We start from the raw sequence: 16,690 nt of genomic DNA, 5'->3' as shown, positions 1-16,690 counted from the left end.
TCAACAGGGTCTGATCCTCCCAGAGTCATCGGCAGTGTGAATCACAGCTACGACCCAAAGGGAAGACGCTCTGCCCGGGAATCTGCCCCGGCTACATCGGAATCTCCCTAACCGATTGAGTCTACGCCCTTCACCGCACTTGCTTTCCTCTCATGTTGTCCCGTGATGCCTCCATTTTTTGTAAGGGGCGCAATCAGACCAATGTGCAAAAGCAGGATTCATATTGACGCAATTTGGTGAATAATTCTATTCAATATGCATGTTGAGCAGAATAATCCTTTGCGTGCTGCTTTCTGCGTCGTCGCCGGCTGCAGCACAAACGGCAGTTGCACTGGATTTTGGGCAACCGCAGATCAACACAAGCGGCGCGTTGGTAACCGCTCGGGATGGTTTTACGCTGCGCCAGCTTGGCATCTGGACCAAAACGTCAAGAGCAAGGCCAGAGGACGCTGCCGCGCAAGCACCCACGAGCCTTGCCGACGCTGTTAGCGGAGATGTGACCGCATCTTCGCTTCCAGAGCAGTCCGACGGAAACCCCTGCAACTTTCCCGGACTGCCGAAGTATGTTCCAGGACTGCAGAAAGTGGTTGCCGTGCGAAGGCTTTCCTGGTGGCGCGCGGTTGCAGCAACGGAATGCCGATACGGCATCCCACCGGGTTTGCTCGATGCCTTGATTTTGCAGGAGTCCCGCTATCATCGGGGCGCTGTCAGTCCCAAAGGCGCAATCGGGCTTGCGCAACTCATGCCGGGGACCGCGGCAGAGCTTGGCGTTACCGATCCTCATGATCCAGCGCTCAACATTGATGCCGGCGGCCGCTATCTGCGCGACATGCTCACCCGGTTCAACTCTGTGACGCTCGGGCTCGCGGCTTATAACGCAGGGCCAGGCGCCGTGCGCTCGTCGCGGGGGATACCACAGAATTCGGAAACGCCGGATTACGTCCGCCGAGTCCTGGCGATATGGGCATCCGCTCAGCATGATCCGCTGATAGCCGTCCGACATACGGCGCAGTTGCTTGGGTTTGATCCGGTCGCAAAGTAGCGAAAAGTCTCGGCCGCGGTTGTTGACCGGTAAGCGATCACGGCTATCTGACATCATGGTGTTGACGACGGACCTTGCCGACAGCGTGGATTTCAGCCCGCTCAGAGAGTCAGTCTTTTTTTGGAGCGATAAGGTTGCGCATGCAAGCGGAGACGCTTGGCGTCCGCGATCACTTCTCGCTCAACTCCATGATAGTTGATCTTTTGGCAGCCGGCCGCTCGGATCGTAAACAGTTACTCGCGTGGGCAAATTCGGTCCCCAACGCCAGAGAATGAGGTTGTTATTGTCGGGGCCAGCACCAGGCGCGAAGCTTGGGACTATCATGCCGGCAAACCCGTCTGCCATAAGGGCGTCAACGACAAGCCAGGAAGGTGCCTCCTTGCCCGCGCGCATACAGGTCAACCAAGCGCAGCCGAGGTCGTCTATTGTGACTCCTGAAGCTGCCCTCGATGCTTCCATGCGCAGATCTGCGATCGGCTCACAATCGACGTCATATTCGCATATCGTAAGCGGTTGCAGCCGCTGGGTCAGGCCCTGGGTGCATTCATTGATGGCCGTTATGATATCCAATGCAAGATAAAGCCTTGGCTCACCTTTGCGATTGAACCTGCCGCCAATTTTCGCCGCACCCTCGCCCGACATCGGCGAAAACGACCACATCGGATCATGGCCGCGGTAACACTTCCCGCTGAACTTCAAGCAAAGCCACCCAGGGCAAGATGATCGAGATAATCACGCACAGCGCCTGCTTCGCCGGCCTTGACGAGCGCCTCCGGCGTCCGTCCATCGAGCGCTGGAATCGGTTGCGAGCGATACCACGCCATTGCCTGCGTTTCGCCGCCGGCCCATTCGCGGATCAGCGCCACAATCTCGAGCATTTCGCGAACGCGCGACTGCGTTCGAGGGGCCGTTCGGCGGTCAGCTTTGCCGATGGTGGCGGTGCCGAGTCCAACTGTTTCTGCGAGCTGGCCTTTGGTCATCCGAAAGGTGTCGGCAACCCGATCAACGTCAATTATGCCTCCAGAATCGATAAAATGGGTCACAAACCCTGCGTTGGGCAGCATCGCATACTTCGTCGGCGCGCCGAGGCGTTTCTTGCGGACCCTCGGGTCCGCTATTTGCTTGCCGCCAATATCCCTTGCTGAAGTGGTCAAGTCTCGTCCTTCGCCTCATATCAAGGCATAATATGGGACAAGGCTCGCGAATGATCAAGTCGCGAGCGTCAGACGAGTGCCTCTCTGTCAACCGCCCCATGGCAGGCTCAACGCAAATGCACCCACGATCCCGAGTGTCACCGGCGTCGTCAGCAGATAGGTTTTCTGCCAGCGCCACCAGATCTGCGGCCCGACCAACAGCCAGGCCTTCCAACCGTGGGTGTGCACCCAGATGCGCTCGCGGACGATGAGGACGCCGACCCTTGTCGCCGATAGCAGGAAGGCAATCGCACAGCAGACAGCGGTGGCGGCATAGAGCGACATCCACAGTTGGAAATCATGGGCTGACATGAGGTTTCCTTTCATTGGCCTCAAGCAACCGATGCCCGATCTTGCCTCCGGCCTGGCTTTGTCGCAGACCCCATAGCGATCTTTCGAGATCAAGCGCGCCTATTTCAGCCTTCTTGATCATCCCGCCAAAATAGTGGCCGGCGCTGTCCCTGATGCGGCCCTTGGCGAGCAATTCCGCGACAATCCCCACGGCCAGGACGCGTCGCTCGGCGCCCATGGATGATCGTGCTTTGTCCCAGCATCTGGCGTTGATGCCAAGATCACGCGCCAGCCTGTCGGCGCCCTCCAGGACGCCCTGCCACGATGGTTCTGCAGCACCGACGTAAAGCCCAAGGCCCGGACACACACTTCGTATTGCGAGGGGGGTCCAGCATGTCTGCCGGCGGCGGCAGCGACGCCTCTTCACCTGATCCGTTGCCGGTTCGAAAGCTGCGTCGACAGCCACTACAGAATCAGATTCAAGGGGTCTTTGTGAATGTAACTGGTGTCCATCTTCGCACCCCTGCGGTGTCCAGATGCGGACATCATCCAGCGTCAACTCGGCCGTCTTCGGGTTCGCCGCCGTCGCCCCTGTCGCTAAATCTATCGCCACCATGCCGTCGATCGCATCGGCGATCTCAGCAACCCTGCGACCCAGCAGCTGCAATTCCGAGAGCCTGCCGCTCGCAAACGCGGACCGGATTGCGCCGGCCAATGCCTTGCTCTCGCTGGCAAGCATGACTGCTTTGGCCAGCACTTCACCATCAAGCCCGACAAGCGCTTCCCGCTGCCGCCGGCGGTCACGGCCAATTCGCGACTTTTCGACATCAAGTGAGAACTGCAGCTCGTCCTGGGCTTCGATCATCGGCTGCATTTCACGCATCAAGGTGATCAGCGGCTCTAATGAAATTCCGAAGGCTTCCACCACTGGGCCTTCCTCAGACGCCGATCGACGCCGCGCAACGAACCTATGGCCATTGCCTGAGAGTGACCGACGCAGCGTCTTGCTGTCGTGACGGCGCAATTGGCGTCCGAGCCCCGATCGGCTCATACCGCACTGCTTTGCGAGAAAAACATTGCTATGGGCGAGCACCACCCGCCCGCCCTGCGCATAGTCGCTCGGCTTGCTCAGCCGGATGAGTTCAAGATGAAATCGCTGATCGGGTTGGCTGTGCCCGAGCAACCGCGCGGCGCGCACATAGATTCGCACCACATCGAGTTTCGATAGAGGCACCTCTCCTGGTCTTGCCTCGATCCTGGGCTGCATTCGGGCACGCTCGTCGACATAACGGCCAATGAGCTGGCCGATGGATTTGCAATCGGTGCTGTTCATACTGCCTCCTTGCCGGAGCAGTTCCAGGCAACAGAAATCCGCTGCGCAAAGAGCGCGTATTCTTGACAAACATGCCGGGACTATTCAGATTGCAGGTCAGGTTTGGAGTGCTGCAAACAGGTTGCCGCCTGTTGAACGTCCCACGGAAAGCCCGGCGATACGCCGGGTTTTTCTGTTTCTGGCGCTGTCCTTTCGTTTTGCTCGACTCGTCCTTGACGAGGCGATGTTGATGGGGGCCGCAAACCATTGCATGGCTTTGCAAACACACGTCTCCCGGTCACGAAATTCGTGCGTAATCGGGTTCTAGAGACGGGTTCGGGCGCATTCCAATGTTTGGGGACCCGGTGAAAAAACTCGGGCGCCGCCGGGGCGAGCCGTCATTCGCTCAGTTGCAGATTTGCGCCATAGCCCCCCTTTCCCCGTTCATCAGATCAGCGGATAACATCCTCGAACCGGATCGACCGCTCGTAGAGTGCGTGAACGATCATTTCGGTCTGTGACCCGACGCGGTAGTGCTTGCAGCCGCGAAGCACGGCGCGGTTGACGTCGCTTGCATCGATCCCGAGTTTTTGCGCAATGCAGCGTTTGCTGTGCCCTCGGCAAACCAGCGTGATCACCTTGACGTCGCTATCGGAGAGCCTTGGGTGTTGCTCGGCGGCGGCACGGCGGATCCGGCTGCCGGCCGAAAATGCGCGAGCAGCAACATAAATGGCGAACGGAAAACTGCCCGGCTCTATTATCCAATCAGCAGGGCTGACAAACGAGACCAGTGCCGATGATTCGCCAGGTGTATGGATCGGGATTGTGTAACCCTGGCCAAGGCCATACGCCGCAGCAAGTCGCAGATACGCTGAATGACCTTGGGTCACTGTCATCAACGCCGTAATCTCGCACCATTCAAATGGCGTCGCTGTCTGGCTGGCCAGTTGCAGGATCGGGCTTTGCGCAAAGCCGTAGGTATCACTCTGGAGTTTGATCCAGCTGTCGGGGTAATCCTGCAAAAGTAGACCGCCGATCGAGTGGCCACTGTTCGACTGAATGAAAGCATAATAGCAGAAACCCAAAGCGGTTTTTGCAGCTATGATCGACCTGTGCAATTCGTCGAGGCTAACAGCCTCATCGATCTGTCCAATCGCTGTTTCAACACCTTCTATTAACATGGTCATTCACCCCATAAACACAGCGATATCGACCCTTTAATAAGATGACACAGAACACATTATTACGAAATACCAAGGTATTCCGTCACCTTTTATTAGCTATTGAACAAACAGGCTTGCTCGATTCTTTCCCGTCGCCGTCGGGCAGCCTCGCGGACTCGTTCGACCGTCTGGAAAGCATTTCCCTTGGCCCAGCGCACATCAAGAGCGGTGTCGTCTTCCTTGAGATGATCACTTAGAAGGCCCACAAACTCGGTGAGGAATTCGCCCAGATAATGCTGCGCCGGTGTTCCAAGAAGTTCGGAATAGCCGAGGGCGCCCAATAGGTCGGTAGTGATCCGGGCAGCGCTTTTCGGGCGAGAGGCAGCTTTCGCCGCCGCTTTGCGAATCCGGCGCAAATGGCGCTCACTGATGCCGGCGTCGGCAGCGATCTGCCTTGCACAAGGTGCCTGGAGGCGGCGCACAAACATGGCGACGTCATCTCGACGAAATTCATCCCGATCAGACGTGGCCTGATCGCGTGTGTTCGATAACTCCGGTGTTTGTGCCATTGCGCCAATACCCCTTGAGGACGCAAAGGCTAACATGAATAATTCTATTCACGCAACCCGCTATCGATTGTCGGCAGTTTGCGGACATCGCATGCGTCATTCTGTCCAAATTCGGGGCGAGCAAGGCGCATCAGCGCCAAGGTAATCGTCTGAACCCGGTCAAGTTTTGTCTGTTTCATCGCCTCAAGACGCTTGCGGCACTCGTGGAGCATTTTCATCTCCTCGGTACTGAAACCAACGTGAATTTTCTCGCGCCCAGAGAAGTCATATTTCTCATGGATCCGGAGCAGAATCGATACGGTTAACCGCTTGTCGTCGATGATGGCATCAAACCCTGCAACGGCCGCACCGCGCATCGACACCATTTTTTGTTCGGCGATCGACAAAGCATGGATCGCAGCAGCGGCATGGGCAATCATCGCTGCACTGCGCGGCAGCGCAACGATCGTTGCGGTCGGCTCTTTCTCCGTTGTCAACAGCCCGCCTCCGACGTGATCGATATCAGTTTTCATGAATCACGACTTAGCGGACATTCATGTCCGCACAACCGGACATTTTTGGCCGAGATTGCGGACATTCTTGGCCGCTTTGGTCGTGCCACGCATCATTGCTGCGACAGCTCATAATAAAATATCCGTCATTTTCAGCTCAAAGCGGCAAATTCAAGCATTTCACTTGGCGGCGACACCTAATCCTTTCGATCATTTGCGTGGCGGTCAATCCGGCCGCGCAATTGAAAGGAGACCTTCTGTCATGAAATCCCTCTCTTTGCCGCGCATGGTGCCCGGCAAGATTGGCGATGGGGCGCTCGTTGCCCTTATCGCTGCGCTCGGCGCCACTGCCGCCATGGCCGGTGCCGATGCGACCTTCGCGCCGGCGCTGACCGTGTTCACCGATTACCTCGAAGGCACCGGCGGTGCGATCATCACCGTGCTCAGCCTGGCAGGCGGCATCATCGGTATGGCCTCGGGGCGCTTCAGCCTCGGCCAGATCGCTGTTCCCGTTGGCGTCGGCATTGGCGTTGGCACCGGTGTGCCGATCGTCACGGCCGCCGTCACGGCGGTCATTTAGTCCGCAGGCACCTGAGGGCGGTGTTCTCTCATGTCGGATAAATATCTCATCCCGCGGCGGCTCGACGATCCTGAGCTGATAGGCTTGTGGACCCTTGACGAGTTTATCGCACTCGTCGTGCCGTTCGCGTGGGGGATACTCTCGCAGCATCTGTTTATCGGCCTGGTTCTCTCACTGGTTGGCTGGTTCGTCTTACGCAAGGCAAAAGCTGGACGTGCCGCCTCCTGGTTGCTCCATTTGGCCTATTGGCATTTGCCGCCGGGGTTCACCGGCATGAAGCGGACACCGCCCTCGCATTGTCGCCTGCTCGCGGGGTAACGCACATGCTCGCTGATATCGCCCATGAACGGTCGCAGGCGCTTTTGAAGCAGCGCAACATGCTCGCCGTCCTGGTGCTGACGCTGATCGGCCTGATGATGGTCATCATCATGATGTTCGTTTCGCGTGATCGCGAAATCGTTCTGCAACCCGTTTTGTCGCGCCCGCTGACCATCAGCTCGGCAGGCGTGACCGCCGAATATCTCGAGATGGTTACCCGCGACACGTCCATCATCGTACTCAATCGCTCCTCCGAGGCGCTCGATTACTGGATGAACGAAGTCCTCAAGATCGTGCATCCGTCGGCTTATGGCCTGGTGAAGGCCGATCTCGTCAAGATCGTCACCGAGCAGAAAGGCTCTGACGTTTCGCAATCATTCCTGATGTCGGGGATGAAGGTCGATCCCAAAAAGTTGACGTCCGAGGTGAGCGGCACCGTGACAACCTTCGTCGGCAAAAAGGTCATCTCGTCCGCCAAAAGGACATTCCAGTTTCGCTGGTCCTACGCCGGACTGACGCTCAGCATGAGCGGTTTCGGCGAGATTGTCCCCATCGACAAGGAGGCCGGGCAATGATCGTTCGCCAGATCGTTTATCTTGAGATCCTTGCGCTATCGTTTGTTGCAGGCGCGTTGGCGCCACCGGCACGCGCCGACCAGTTTCGAATGGCCGCTGACAATGCCCGCATCGACTGCGTTGCCTCGAAGCGCGAATTGACCCGCATAAGCCTTGTCGGCGACTCCTTTGCCAGCCTCAACAAGGTGGCGACCGGCGTTCCCTACAACGACTTCTCGGTGGTCAACGAGCCGGTCCGCGGCGACATCTACCTCTCTGTCCCCGAGACATACGCCGCCAAAGCCATCAACTTCTTCGCCACGTCGAAGAAGGGCTATGTCTATAAATTCGTCTGCGAAGTGTCTGGCGTCGAGGCGCAGCAGGTCTTTGTCACCAACCCTGCCCTCACCGAAACCAAGGCGCGGGAGTGGGAAGAGGAAACCTCCGTTCAGACGACCGCCATGCGCCTCATAAAGGCAATGGCGACCATGGCGACGGTCGACGGTTACGAGATCCGCCAGCCCAGTTCGATGCCGGTCGCCGTGGGGCCGCTCTCGGTCCGCCTGATTGCCGAATACCGCGGCGCTGCCTTCATCGGCAAATCCCTTCGGATCGAGAACCGCGGCACAGCGCCTGTGCTTCTGCATGAAGCCGATCTGGCTCCCCAGGGCACGTTGGCGGTCACGATCGCCAAGCCCGGTCTCGCGCCCGGCGAAGTGACCTCGGCATGGCTCGTTGGCAATGGAGGCGATCGGTGAAACTGCCCTTTGGCAAAAGACCGCCGAGTGACGACGCGGCCGAAGATCCCGCGGTAACGCCTGTTTCAGGGCCTGCTTCTTCGCCGTCTGACCCGCTTGGCGGCGTAAACTCCCGGATTGCGAGGCGCCAACAGATGCTGCTGGCCGGAATCGGCGCCGTCGTCCTGGCCGGTGGCGTTTCATACATCTCGACCCGATCGACCGATACCAAGCCGTTGAAGCCCGACGATCCGACAGAAGTCGTGATTTCCGCCGATGCTATGGTCGGCAAGAACATGGCGCAAAAAGAGTGGCGCGCGCAGTCCGAGAACCAGATCAAGGACGCCGTCGACCGCGTCAAGGCCATCGAAAGCAAGATGCCAGGTCTTGAAAAGGGCGGTAGCGATATAGCGGCGCTTCAGCAGGAAAACGAGAAGCTCAAGGCCGATGGCGCCCGGCTCTTCAAGATTTATGAAGAGCAGAACACCGCCCAGGCAGCAAAGCTCAAAGCCCTCGAGGAAGGCAGCCTCACAGCGCCTGGTAGCCGCGCGTCCGGTGCAAGCATTTCGCGTTGGAAACAGCCTGCGTCCGAACCATTCCGGGTTGCAGGCGCCGGCGGCGATGCGGCGGCAGCAGGCCCAGGTGGCGCCGGTCGATTTGGTGGTGAGGCCGGATCGATGCCATCGATCGCCGAGGTCAAGACAATCAGCTTTGCACCCGCAACGCCCAAAGGCGGGGCTGGCAAGTCCGATGATGGGCAAGGCTTTATCGGGGCTCGTCCCGACGCGCCGCCGACCGTTATCGAAGCGTCGCCCGATTATCTGCCGCCCAACAGCTATGCGCCGGCGCGCGTGATCGTCGGCGTCGATGCCAGCGCCGGCGTCTCGTCGCAGACCGACCCCTTGCCTGTGGTTCTGCGAATCACGGGTCCCGCGCGCTCAGTCGTCAACAATGGCCGCGTCCTGACGACCCGCCTTGAAGGCTGTGTCGTCAATGGCGCGGCGCGCGGCGATCTCTCGGCCGAGAAGGTCTATGTGAAGCTCGCCAAGATGACCTGCGATCAGCCCGGCGGGCGTGTCGCGGTCTCCGAGGTCAAGGGCTTCATCTCCTTTGCCGGCAAGACCGGCGTTCGCGGCAAGGTCGTCAGCCGCGAGGGCTCACTCGTCACCCAGGCCTTCATCGCCGGCATCGCCGGCGGGTTCGGGCGCGGCTTTTCGGCCAATGCCAACGCGTTGTTCCAGGGTGCCCAGACAGTCGTCAACGGCGAGCGCCAGCAATTGTCAGCCGGTGACCTGGCAAAAGCCGGGATCGGTCAGGGCGTTGCCCAGTCAGCCGACATGGTCAGCAAATATCTGATCGAGCGCGCCGAGCAATATCAGCCTGTCATCGAGATGCCGACGGGCATCGATGTCGAAATCGTCTTTCTCGACGGCGTCTATGTGAGGGGATCGCAATGAGCATTTTCGACCGTATGTTTGGCCCCGGTATGGCGGGTGACAAGTCTGTCATTCGCTTCCTACTGCTCCTTTCTGGCGTTCCGATTTTGACCGTCGCAGGGTTCTGGCTGGTCAACGCCCGCGCTGACGCGAGCCCTTCGATCGCGCCGGATGCGGTTATTGCGGCGCTGGCGAAGCGTTTGCCCAAGACAGAAGTCAGCAGCATCGACTGCAAGAAGCTGCCCGGGGTTTGTGAGGTCGCGGCCGGATCGACGCTGTTTTATACCGATCCGGCAGCCCGCTACCTTATCATCGGCCGCGTCTATGACATGGAAACGCGGACCGATCTGACCGCGACGCGCTTGCTCGAGCTGAACCCGGACGTGCTGGTCAACGGCGCGGCTCGCCAAGGCGGCGGCAGCGGCCCGTCCGCTGCCAATGGTCAACCGGATGGCCAGCGAGCTCGACCCGCTGTTGCCCGGAACGTTCCACTCAGCCAGCTTCCTTCGAAGGGCGCGATTCCATGGGGCCCAACATCTGGTCCCAAGGTCACCGTGTTTTCGGATTTCCGCTGCAGCTATTGCAGCCAGCTCTCGGCGACGCTCCAGCAGATCGGGGCGCGGGTCGAAGAGCGACCAATCTCGGTGCTTGGCAGTCGCCAGTTGAGCGAGGCCGTTTACTGCTCGAAGTCGCCGGTTTCGGCGTTGCATGCGGCCTATGCGGGTGAGACGCCGCAAAGCCCCAAGTGTGACACCTCCGGTCTCGATGCCAATGAAGCCTTTGCGCGCAAACACGGTTTCAATGGCACGCCCGTCATTGTGCGCGCCGATGGCGCCGTCCTTGAAGGCTTCCGCCCTGCGCCGATCCTGACGGCCTGGCTCAAGGGTGGGCCGGCGGCATGACGCAGATGCTCCTGATCGCCGGCGCGTTGGGCGTCGTGGTGCGTCCCTTCTGGGTCATCACGGCCGCCGCGGTCGCCGCCTGCATCGATGTGATCTTTTCAGGGAGGTATTGGTGAGCCGATTTGCAATGATCCCAGTCGCAATCGTTCCGCTGCTTGCTGCCTGTGCCAGCACCGGCAACATCAAGGGCGATTTCCAATGCGCGGCGCCAGGCGGCACTTGCGCGCCGATGTCGGTCATCGATGCCGCCGCTGTTTCGTCGATGGGCAATGTCCGGTCGCCGATGGGGATCAACGATCCGGTGTCCGTCCCGCGTCCGCTTGCAGGGCCTTTTGTCGCCGACGGCGCGGCGCCGCCCCGGACCAGCGATCGCGTTCTGCGTGTTGTGTTTCCAGCGCACATCGATGCCGACGGGATCTACCGCGAGGAGTCGGCAGCGCATGCCGTTGTCGAGAACGCCGCCTGGGCGCAAGCGCTCGGTGTCCGCCCCGGGGCGGTTCGCGGCACGCCGTCCCTTCGCACCTCCGGCATTGTCGCCGAACAGGCTCCTCGCTCCGCGCTTGCGACGCTCGATGAGATCGTTGCCGCACGTGCGGCACGATCAGGCGCGCCCAATACCAACAGTGCTGCCTCGAATGGCGAAATCGCGAATCCGCCGCCTGCCCCATTCGCGCCGGCGAATACCGCCACCACCGGGGAAGCGCCGCGCTTTGAGCCGGTTGCGTCGTTCAGCGGATTCTCGTCACGGTCGGCTGCTCCCCAATCGCTTGCCGAAGTGGCTGCCGGCCTTTCTGCACCCAAACTGCCCGTCCTTGACCCGCGCACACCGGCTGCCAATTACGACACTCCGGACGTCGTTGCGGCACGCTCCGACAAGGCACTGGCCAGTTCATCGCCGCCCGTGGTGGTGGTCGGATCATTGACGGCTTCGAAGCCTGCCGGGGCAGCACCTGCTCCGTCCGATGGTCGTGGGGTCAAAACCGTATCGGCCTTGGCACCCTATGGCACGCGTCCGGTCCACTGGAAGGGCCGCACCTATGAGGTTCCCTACAAGACGCCCCAGCCCGCCTCGCCTCTCGATTCGCCTTCGCAGTCCAATCCGACTGCTGAACTCAACAAGGCTGCTCTCGCCAAGGCCTCCGCCGCTCGTCCCGAACCCCTTTCGGCTTCGACCGTCGTTGCTGTTACCCCGACGAAGAACGCCGAGGTCGCGATGGCGCGCGTTCGCGCGATGGCGGCGCCTATCATCGCTGATGGTGTCGACAAGGGACGGCAAGCCGCCAGCGATGCTGCACCGGAGGGCTTCAAGCTGCCCATCGGCTCGACCGCCAGTGTGCCAAAATGAGCTGGATCGACAACATCGCAGCGATGCTTACGGGTGACACGACCAGCCCCGATGCTCCGCGCCCCTCGATTCACCTCGACACGCTGTCGTCATGGCTGCCGTACCGCACGTACATTCCCGAAGAAGGGCTTTTCATCAATGCGGCCTCGATCGGCTTCATCATGGAAATGCCGCCACTGGTCGGCGCCGATGAACGCACCGCCGACATCCTCGGCCAGTTCTTCCAGGAGGGCATGCCGGCGGGCGCACAGTTGCAGGTGCTGTCATGGGGCAGCCCGCGCGTCTCGCGCCGGATCGGTGACTGGTTCGTTCCGCGTTATCAGGCCGGCGGCATCTACAAGACGATCGGGCGCCATCGTGCCCAATATCTGAGCAAGGGTGTCTGGGAGTCGCTGTCAAAGGACGCGCCTTTCTATCTGCGTAATCACCGCGTGATCATTTCGTGCAGTGTTCCCGTTGGTCGCACCACCCACGCCGAGATGATTGCCGCCCGCGACGGCCTGGCCGGCGTTTTGCAGTCGATCAATGTCGAAGTCGCGCATTTCAAACCGGTCGATCTTATCGAACTCATCGACGACATGACCTCGCCGACGACGGCCGCCGAGATTGATGTTCATGCCTATAATGAGCTCGATCCGATCAACGAGCAGGTTGTTCGCCGCGATATCGATATCACCGTCGAAGAAGCGCGGATGCTGTTGCGTACCGAGCGGTTCCGGCCGACGAGTTTTGACCCCGATGGGGTAGCCGAAGTCGGTGAATGCTACCCCGACAATTTCGATATCCGGCACTTTGCGGTTCGCAACTATCCTGCGCGCTGGACGCCCTGGGAGAGTGTCCGGCTGATCGGCGATATGTTCAGCGACAAGCTGCGCCTCCCCTGCCCCACGGCAACCGTCCTCTGCCTGATGTACCCCGACGAGGAGGCCGCGTCCGCCAAGGCCGGGATGAAGTCGGTCCGCAGCCAGAGCCTCGCCGAAAGCCGCGGTGCCCGCTGGATGCCCGGCATTCAGGAAAAAAGCCAGGAATGGCGCGACGTCCAGGTCCAACTGAAAGAGGGGCGCAAGCTCGTCCAGGTCTTCTATGGCGTCACCACCTTCTCGCCGCTCGGCGAAGGTGATCGCAACGAACGCACCGTCAAGTCGATCTACCGCTCTGCCGGGTGGGATCTCAATGATGAGCGCTTCCTCCAGATCCAGGGGTTGTTGACCGCGCTGCCGATGACGCTCGCTGATGGCCTGGGAGTCGACATGCAGCGCTTGAAGCGTTTTCGGACGATGCTTTCGTCGACCGCCGCCAATCTGGCGCCGATGCAAGGCGAGTATCTGGGGAGTGCGACACCGCATCTGTTGCTCGTTGGCAGGCGCGGTCAGCCGTTCTTCTGGTCGCCGTTCGAGAACGGTGCCGGCAACCACAATGTCACGATCATGGGCAAGTCCGGCTCGGGCAAGTCGGTTCTGCTGCAAGAGGTCTGCGCCGCTTTGGTCGGCGCCGGCGCCAAGGTTGTCGTCATCGATGATGGCCGCAGCTTCATGAACAGCGTCAAGATCCAGGGCGGTGCTTTCATCGAGTTTACCATGGCATCGGGGTTCTGCCTCAACCCGTTTTCGATGATCGACCAGAAGCGGGTGTTGCTCGAAGAGGACTATAAACTCGACTGCATGGCGATGCTCAAGGCCATCGTCGGCCAGATGGCGCGCTTTATCGACAAGCTCAACGATACCGAACGCGGGCTGATCGATGGGGCGGTCAATTCGGTCTGGGAGGAGCATGGCAACGCCGGCAGCGTCGACTTTGTCGCCGATTATCTGCGTTCGATCGACAATGCCGATGCGACCAACCTTGGCATTGCCATGTCGCCATTCACCTCGAAGGGCACCTACGGGCGTTTCTTCGTCGGCCAGGCAACCCTCAGCCTCGATAGTGATTTCACGGTGTTCGAACTGTCCGATCTGTCGTCACGCGAGGAATTGCGCGGCGTCGTTCTGACGGCGATCATGTTCATGACGACCCAGATGATGACGCGCACCCCCCGCAGCGTCAAAAAAATGCTGCTGATCGATGAGGCGTGGCAGTTGCTCAAGGGCGGCTCCATGGCCGACTTTGTCGAGGCCTATGCCCGGACCTGCCGCAAGTACGGCGGCAGCCTCGCCACCGCCACGCAGTCGCTCAACGACTATTACAAGTCCGAAGGCGCCCAGGCCGCGCTCGAGAATTCGGACTGGATGCTGATCCTTCAGCAAAAGCCGGAGACGATTGCCGATTTCAAGCGCCTCGGCCGTCTCGAGATGGATGCTGGCACCGAAACTCTTATCCGCTCGCTGAAGCGGAACGGCACCGAATATTCCGAAGTCTTCATCAAGGGACCCGAAACACAGTCGCTCGGCCGCCTTGTCCTCGATCCTTATTCAGCCACGGTGTTTTCAAGCTCGCCGGCCACCTTTGCGCGCATCGAGGCGATGGTCGGCGACGGCATGACAATCGCCCAGGCGGTTGAGCGCATCGCGTTTCCTGGACTGGAGGTGCCCCATGCACTCGCCGCGGAGTGACACGCTGGCAGCTGTTAGCCGAGAGACTGAAACGCTCGCGCTTGATGCCATTCATACTGCGGTCTCCTCCCATGAAACCCGCGGCGCGCGCAGGTTGTGGAATCGTCGGCAGTTGGGCGATGCCGCTTATCTGGTGCTCGTTACCACGGGATGGTTCGTCGGCAATGTGCTTGGCATCCTCGGCTGCGCCGTCGTCTTCTTCATCATCCTTGGCGCCGGCCAGTGGGATGCTTTCTTCCTCCAGATCGACAATCTGGCATCGCGTTATGTCGCTGCCGACCACGGCAGGCGATGGATGTTCGAACACTATCTCGTCCAGACCTTCATGGTGCTGTTGATCGGCTCGACGCTGCTGCGCGCGCCAGGCTTTGTTCGCCGCGTGCGCCGTGAGCTTGCACAGGAGCCGGGCAAATGAGCGCGCTCCCGGGCACCGACCCTGTAACCGACTCCCTCAGCGCCCACGACCATGTGGCCACCCGCCGTATTGCCGGGTTCACGCCCCGCGATCTTTCAATCCTCGTCGCATTCCTTCTGCTGACGATCTGGGCGATCTGGGCGACGCGCGAGGTGCTCGAGTTGAAAGAGCGCCGCATCGTTTCGGTAAGCCTCTCAAGGATCATCACCGATTTTGTAGCGGCCGAATCCCGCAATGGATCCTCGCCCGAAACCGCGACTGCTCGCACCCGCGCCTATCTTGCCGCGACCGATGAAGCGATGCGTTCGATCTCGCAGGGCGGCAGGACGGTTCTCGTTTCCGAAGCTGTTGTTGGCAATTCGGTCCCGGACATGACTGCAGCAGTCGCAGCAGCGGTCAACGCCCGCCTTGCCCAGACACCAGCCCCTACCATGCAATCGGCACCTGTTGCGCCGCCGTCACCCGCTAGCTTGGGGGCTGGTGATGGCAATTGACCCCGCCGCCCCCCTGCTGACGCCGATCGGCGCGGGCCTGGCGTCAGCGAGGCCCCGCCGCCAACCTCGCCGCCGCCGCGTCTATGCCGGGCTCATTCTGGTCTTTGGTGGAATCGCGCTTTTCCAGACAATCAACAGCTGGAAGGTCAGTCACGCCTTTTTGATCAACACCTCGCCGTCGTTGCCAAATTGGGCGTTCGTCCTCGAAACGAGGGCGCCGCCGGCGCGTGGCAGCCTGATCTTCTTCCGGCCACCCGTCTCGCCGGTGTTGGTAAACAACTTTGGCACCAAGCCGCAGCTCTTCGGCAAATATGTCTATGGCGTCGCCGGCGACGTGGTCACCCGTCATGGCCCTGACTTCTTCGTCAACGGCAAACACGTGGCGCGGGCAAAAGAGAAGTCACGTCGCGGTGAGCCATTGGCAGCAGGGCCAACCGGCGTCATTCCCCATGGTTGCTACTTTGCCGGCACGCCGCACAAGGACGGGTTCGACAGTCGCTACGCGATCATTGGCTGGATCTGCCGCGACCGTATCGTCGGCACCGGCAGTCCGGTTCTGTAGCGCCGTGTCAGCTGTCCGCGCCTCGTTTCTGTGCATCGCGGCGTCGCTCACCATGCCTGTTGCTGCGCCCCTTGCTGCACGCGATTACGGCCAGCAAGGCACGATCTTTCCGATCCTCGAGCCCGACATATTGAAGTCGATCGAGACCAAACTTCGTGCAGCCGAAGCCAGCGGCAAGATTGCAGCGATGAACAAGGATCTCGCAAAGCGCACGACCGCTCTGGTCAAGCGGCCGCCCCCGGTCGTCGGGCTCTCCACGGCAACCAAAACGCGCAGCTGGACCTATGACCCGACGATCACGATCGGCGACGACATTCGCGATCACAAGGGCGCGCTCATCATTGCGCGCGGCCGCCGCATCAACCCCCTCGATACCGTTGGCCTTCGGCAAAGCCTTGTCTTTCTGGACGGCGACAATGCCGGACAGGTGGCCTGGGCCCTGAAGTCGACGACACAGCTCAACGCCAAACTGATCCTGACTGGCGGCTCGCCGTTCGATCGCATGAAAGCTGCCCAGCGCCGCTTCTATTTCGACCAGGGCGGGCAACTTGTGGGCAAGTTCGGAATCCACGCGCTGCCTGCCGTCGTCGAGCAGCAGGGCAAGGTTCTCAAGATCACCGAAGTCGCGCTGCCGCCGTCGCGGTAATTACCCACCCCCTGCGTTGAGCTATCCGGCGGAGACAGCGCCGAGGATGGTGTTGTAGGGATTGGCCCCGGACAGTCGCGCAGTATCGACG

20 protein-coding genes are annotated in these 16,690 nt (G+C 60.5%); 13 read left to right on the top strand and 7 right to left on the bottom strand.

Annotated features, from left to right (window positions below):
* The first annotated feature begins 259 nt into the window (after window positions 1-259).
* Window positions 260-1,042, top strand: a complete 783-nt coding sequence (locus FHS79_RS17625; RefSeq protein ID WP_184203022.1) for a lytic transglycosylase domain-containing protein — start codon at window positions 260-262, stop codon at window positions 1,040-1,042.
* Between the two features lie 180 nt (window positions 1,043-1,222).
* Here the strand turns inward: FHS79_RS17625 and FHS79_RS17620 are convergent, their stop codons facing one another.
* The 7 genes from FHS79_RS17620 to FHS79_RS17590 all read right to left on the bottom strand — a co-directional run bounded on the left by FHS79_RS17620 (window position 1,223) and on the right by FHS79_RS17590 (window position 6,082).
* Window positions 1,223-1,741 (bottom strand): RES family NAD+ phosphorylase, encoded by a 519-nt coding sequence (locus tag FHS79_RS17620; protein ID WP_184203020.1) that lies wholly within the window; start codon window positions 1,739-1,741, stop codon window positions 1,223-1,225.
* Window positions 1,738-2,196, bottom strand: a complete 459-nt coding sequence (locus FHS79_RS17615) for an MbcA/ParS/Xre antitoxin family protein (RefSeq protein ID WP_243452984.1) — start codon at window positions 2,194-2,196, stop codon at window positions 1,738-1,740. Before FHS79_RS17615 ends, FHS79_RS17620 begins: the two co-directional genes overlap by 4 nt.
* Window positions 2,197-2,283: 87 nt before the next feature.
* Window positions 2,284-2,547 (bottom strand): hypothetical protein, encoded by a 264-nt coding sequence (locus tag FHS79_RS17610; RefSeq protein WP_184203018.1) that lies wholly within the window; start codon window positions 2,545-2,547, stop codon window positions 2,284-2,286.
* On the bottom strand, window positions 2,534-3,859 hold the full coding sequence (repC, locus tag FHS79_RS17605; protein ID WP_184203016.1) for a replication initiation protein RepC: 1,326 nt from the start codon (window positions 3,857-3,859) through the stop codon (window positions 2,534-2,536). The genes FHS79_RS17610 and repC overlap by 14 nt, the downstream gene beginning before the upstream one ends.
* Before the next feature lie 431 nt (window positions 3,860-4,290).
* The gene (locus FHS79_RS17600) at window positions 4,291-5,025 is read right to left on the bottom strand and encodes a helix-turn-helix transcriptional regulator (protein WP_184203014.1); all 735 of its coding nucleotides are present in this window, start codon (window positions 5,023-5,025) and stop codon (window positions 4,291-4,293) included.
* A gap of 89 nt (window positions 5,026-5,114) precedes the next feature.
* Window positions 5,115-5,570 (bottom strand): hypothetical protein, encoded by a 456-nt coding sequence (locus FHS79_RS17595; protein ID WP_184203012.1) that lies wholly within the window; start codon window positions 5,568-5,570, stop codon window positions 5,115-5,117.
* 44 nt (window positions 5,571-5,614) lie between these two features.
* Window positions 5,615-6,082, bottom strand: a complete 468-nt coding sequence (locus tag FHS79_RS17590; protein WP_184203010.1) for a hypothetical protein — start codon at window positions 6,080-6,082, stop codon at window positions 5,615-5,617.
* A 265-nt stretch (window positions 6,083-6,347) separates the two neighbouring features.
* On the opposite strand from FHS79_RS17590, the gene FHS79_RS17585 reads away from it, so the two are divergent.
* The 12 genes from FHS79_RS17585 (at window position 6,348) to traW (ending at window position 16,599) form a co-directional block, all read left to right on the top strand.
* Window positions 6,348-6,641, top strand: a complete 294-nt coding sequence (locus FHS79_RS17585) for a hypothetical protein (RefSeq protein WP_373289750.1) — start codon at window positions 6,348-6,350, stop codon at window positions 6,639-6,641.
* 30 nt (window positions 6,642-6,671) lie between these two features.
* On the top strand, window positions 6,672-6,959 hold the full coding sequence (traL, locus tag FHS79_RS17580; protein WP_184203006.1) for a type IV conjugative transfer system protein TraL: 288 nt from the start codon (window positions 6,672-6,674) through the stop codon (window positions 6,957-6,959).
* 5 nt (window positions 6,960-6,964) lie between these two features.
* Window positions 6,965-7,534 (top strand): type IV conjugative transfer system protein TraE, encoded by a 570-nt coding sequence (locus FHS79_RS17575; protein ID WP_184203025.1) that lies wholly within the window; start codon window positions 6,965-6,967, stop codon window positions 7,532-7,534.
* Window positions 7,531-8,271 carry a type-F conjugative transfer system secretin TraK gene (locus FHS79_RS17570; protein WP_184203004.1) on the top strand — a complete coding sequence of 247 codons (741 nt, stop codon included), beginning with the start codon at window positions 7,531-7,533 and terminating at the stop codon, window positions 8,269-8,271. The genes FHS79_RS17575 and FHS79_RS17570 overlap by 4 nt, the downstream gene beginning before the upstream one ends.
* A 134-nt stretch (window positions 8,272-8,405) precedes the next feature.
* On the top strand, window positions 8,406-9,707 hold the full coding sequence (locus FHS79_RS17565; protein WP_243452983.1) for a TraB/TrbI/VirB10 family type IV secretion system protein: 1,302 nt from the start codon (window positions 8,406-8,408) through the stop codon (window positions 9,705-9,707).
* The gene (locus tag FHS79_RS17560) at window positions 9,704-10,588 is read left to right on the top strand and encodes a DsbC family protein (protein WP_243452982.1); all 885 of its coding nucleotides are present in this window, start codon (window positions 9,704-9,706) and stop codon (window positions 10,586-10,588) included. Before FHS79_RS17565 ends, FHS79_RS17560 begins: the two co-directional genes overlap by 4 nt.
* Window positions 10,589-10,700: 112 nt before the next feature.
* Window positions 10,701-11,933 carry a hypothetical protein gene (locus FHS79_RS17555; RefSeq protein ID WP_207792438.1) on the top strand — a complete coding sequence of 411 codons (1,233 nt, stop codon included), beginning with the start codon at window positions 10,701-10,703 and terminating at the stop codon, window positions 11,931-11,933.
* Complete coding sequence (traC, locus tag FHS79_RS17550; RefSeq protein ID WP_184202998.1) at window positions 11,930-14,482, top strand: type IV secretion system protein TraC; 2,553 nt, start codon at window positions 11,930-11,932, stop codon at window positions 14,480-14,482. The genes FHS79_RS17555 and traC overlap by 4 nt, the downstream gene beginning before the upstream one ends.
* Window positions 14,463-14,897, top strand: a complete 435-nt coding sequence (locus FHS79_RS17545; RefSeq protein ID WP_184202996.1) for a hypothetical protein — start codon at window positions 14,463-14,465, stop codon at window positions 14,895-14,897. Before traC ends, FHS79_RS17545 begins: the two co-directional genes overlap by 20 nt.
* The gene (locus tag FHS79_RS17540) at window positions 14,894-15,391 is read left to right on the top strand and encodes a TrbI F-type domain-containing protein (protein ID WP_184202994.1); all 498 of its coding nucleotides are present in this window, start codon (window positions 14,894-14,896) and stop codon (window positions 15,389-15,391) included. Before FHS79_RS17545 ends, FHS79_RS17540 begins: the two co-directional genes overlap by 4 nt.
* Window positions 15,381-15,953 carry a S26 family signal peptidase gene (locus tag FHS79_RS17535; protein WP_184202992.1) on the top strand — a complete coding sequence of 191 codons (573 nt, stop codon included), beginning with the start codon at window positions 15,381-15,383 and terminating at the stop codon, window positions 15,951-15,953. Before FHS79_RS17540 ends, FHS79_RS17535 begins: the two co-directional genes overlap by 11 nt.
* Window positions 15,954-16,005: 52 nt before the next feature.
* Window positions 16,006-16,599: a type-F conjugative transfer system protein TraW gene (gene traW / locus FHS79_RS17530; protein ID WP_184202990.1), complete on the top strand. Its 594-nt coding sequence runs from the start codon at window positions 16,006-16,008 to the stop codon at window positions 16,597-16,599.
* Window positions 16,600-16,690 lie beyond the last annotated feature (91 nt).

Source organism: Polymorphobacter multimanifer (assembly GCF_014205635.1).
Classification (GTDB): Bacteria; Pseudomonadota; Alphaproteobacteria; order Sphingomonadales; family Sphingomonadaceae; genus Sandarakinorhabdus; species Sandarakinorhabdus multimanifer.
The sequence above is the reverse complement of the archived record's forward strand: the minus strand, read 5'-3'. Positions and strand labels throughout refer to the sequence as shown.

Excerpts from the sequence above, each read along its gene's own strand:
- FHS79_RS17565 (WP_243452983.1), top strand. The coding sequence starts at position 8,406 with ATGCTGCTGGCCGGAATCGGCGCCGTCGTCCTGGCCGGTGGCGTTTCA.
- FHS79_RS17625 (WP_184203022.1), top strand. The coding sequence starts at position 260 with ATGTTGAGCAGAATAATCCTTTGCGTGCTGCTTTCTGCGTCGTCGCCG.
- FHS79_RS17535 (WP_184202992.1), top strand. The coding sequence starts at position 15,381 with ATGGCAATTGACCCCGCCGCCCCCCTGCTGACGCCGATCGGCGCGGGC.
- FHS79_RS17545 (WP_184202996.1), top strand. The coding sequence starts at position 14,463 with ATGCACTCGCCGCGGAGTGACACGCTGGCAGCTGTTAGCCGAGAGACT.
- traC (WP_184202998.1), top strand. The coding sequence starts at position 11,930 with ATGAGCTGGATCGACAACATCGCAGCGATGCTTACGGGTGACACGACC.
- FHS79_RS17585 (WP_373289750.1), top strand. The coding sequence starts at position 6,348 with ATGGTGCCCGGCAAGATTGGCGATGGGGCGCTCGTTGCCCTTATCGCT.
- traW (WP_184202990.1), top strand. The coding sequence starts at position 16,006 with ATGCCTGTTGCTGCGCCCCTTGCTGCACGCGATTACGGCCAGCAAGGC.
- FHS79_RS17595 (WP_184203012.1), bottom strand. The coding sequence starts at position 5,570 with ATGGCACAAACACCGGAGTTATCGAACACACGCGATCAGGCCACGTCT.
- FHS79_RS17590 (WP_184203010.1), bottom strand. The coding sequence starts at position 6,082 with ATGAAAACTGATATCGATCACGTCGGAGGCGGGCTGTTGACAACGGAG.
- FHS79_RS17600 (WP_184203014.1), bottom strand. The coding sequence starts at position 5,025 with ATGACCATGTTAATAGAAGGTGTTGAAACAGCGATTGGACAGATCGAT.
- FHS79_RS17540 (WP_184202994.1), top strand. The coding sequence starts at position 14,894 with ATGAGCGCGCTCCCGGGCACCGACCCTGTAACCGACTCCCTCAGCGCC.
- FHS79_RS17575 (WP_184203025.1), top strand. The coding sequence starts at position 6,965 with ATGCTCGCTGATATCGCCCATGAACGGTCGCAGGCGCTTTTGAAGCAG.
- FHS79_RS17610 (WP_184203018.1), bottom strand. The coding sequence starts at position 2,547 with ATGTCAGCCCATGATTTCCAACTGTGGATGTCGCTCTATGCCGCCACC.
- FHS79_RS17570 (WP_184203004.1), top strand. The coding sequence starts at position 7,531 with ATGATCGTTCGCCAGATCGTTTATCTTGAGATCCTTGCGCTATCGTTT.
- traL (WP_184203006.1), top strand. The coding sequence starts at position 6,672 with ATGTCGGATAAATATCTCATCCCGCGGCGGCTCGACGATCCTGAGCTG.
- repC (WP_184203016.1), bottom strand. The coding sequence starts at position 3,859 with ATGAACAGCACCGATTGCAAATCCATCGGCCAGCTCATTGGCCGTTAT.
- FHS79_RS17560 (WP_243452982.1), top strand. The coding sequence starts at position 9,704 with ATGAGCATTTTCGACCGTATGTTTGGCCCCGGTATGGCGGGTGACAAG.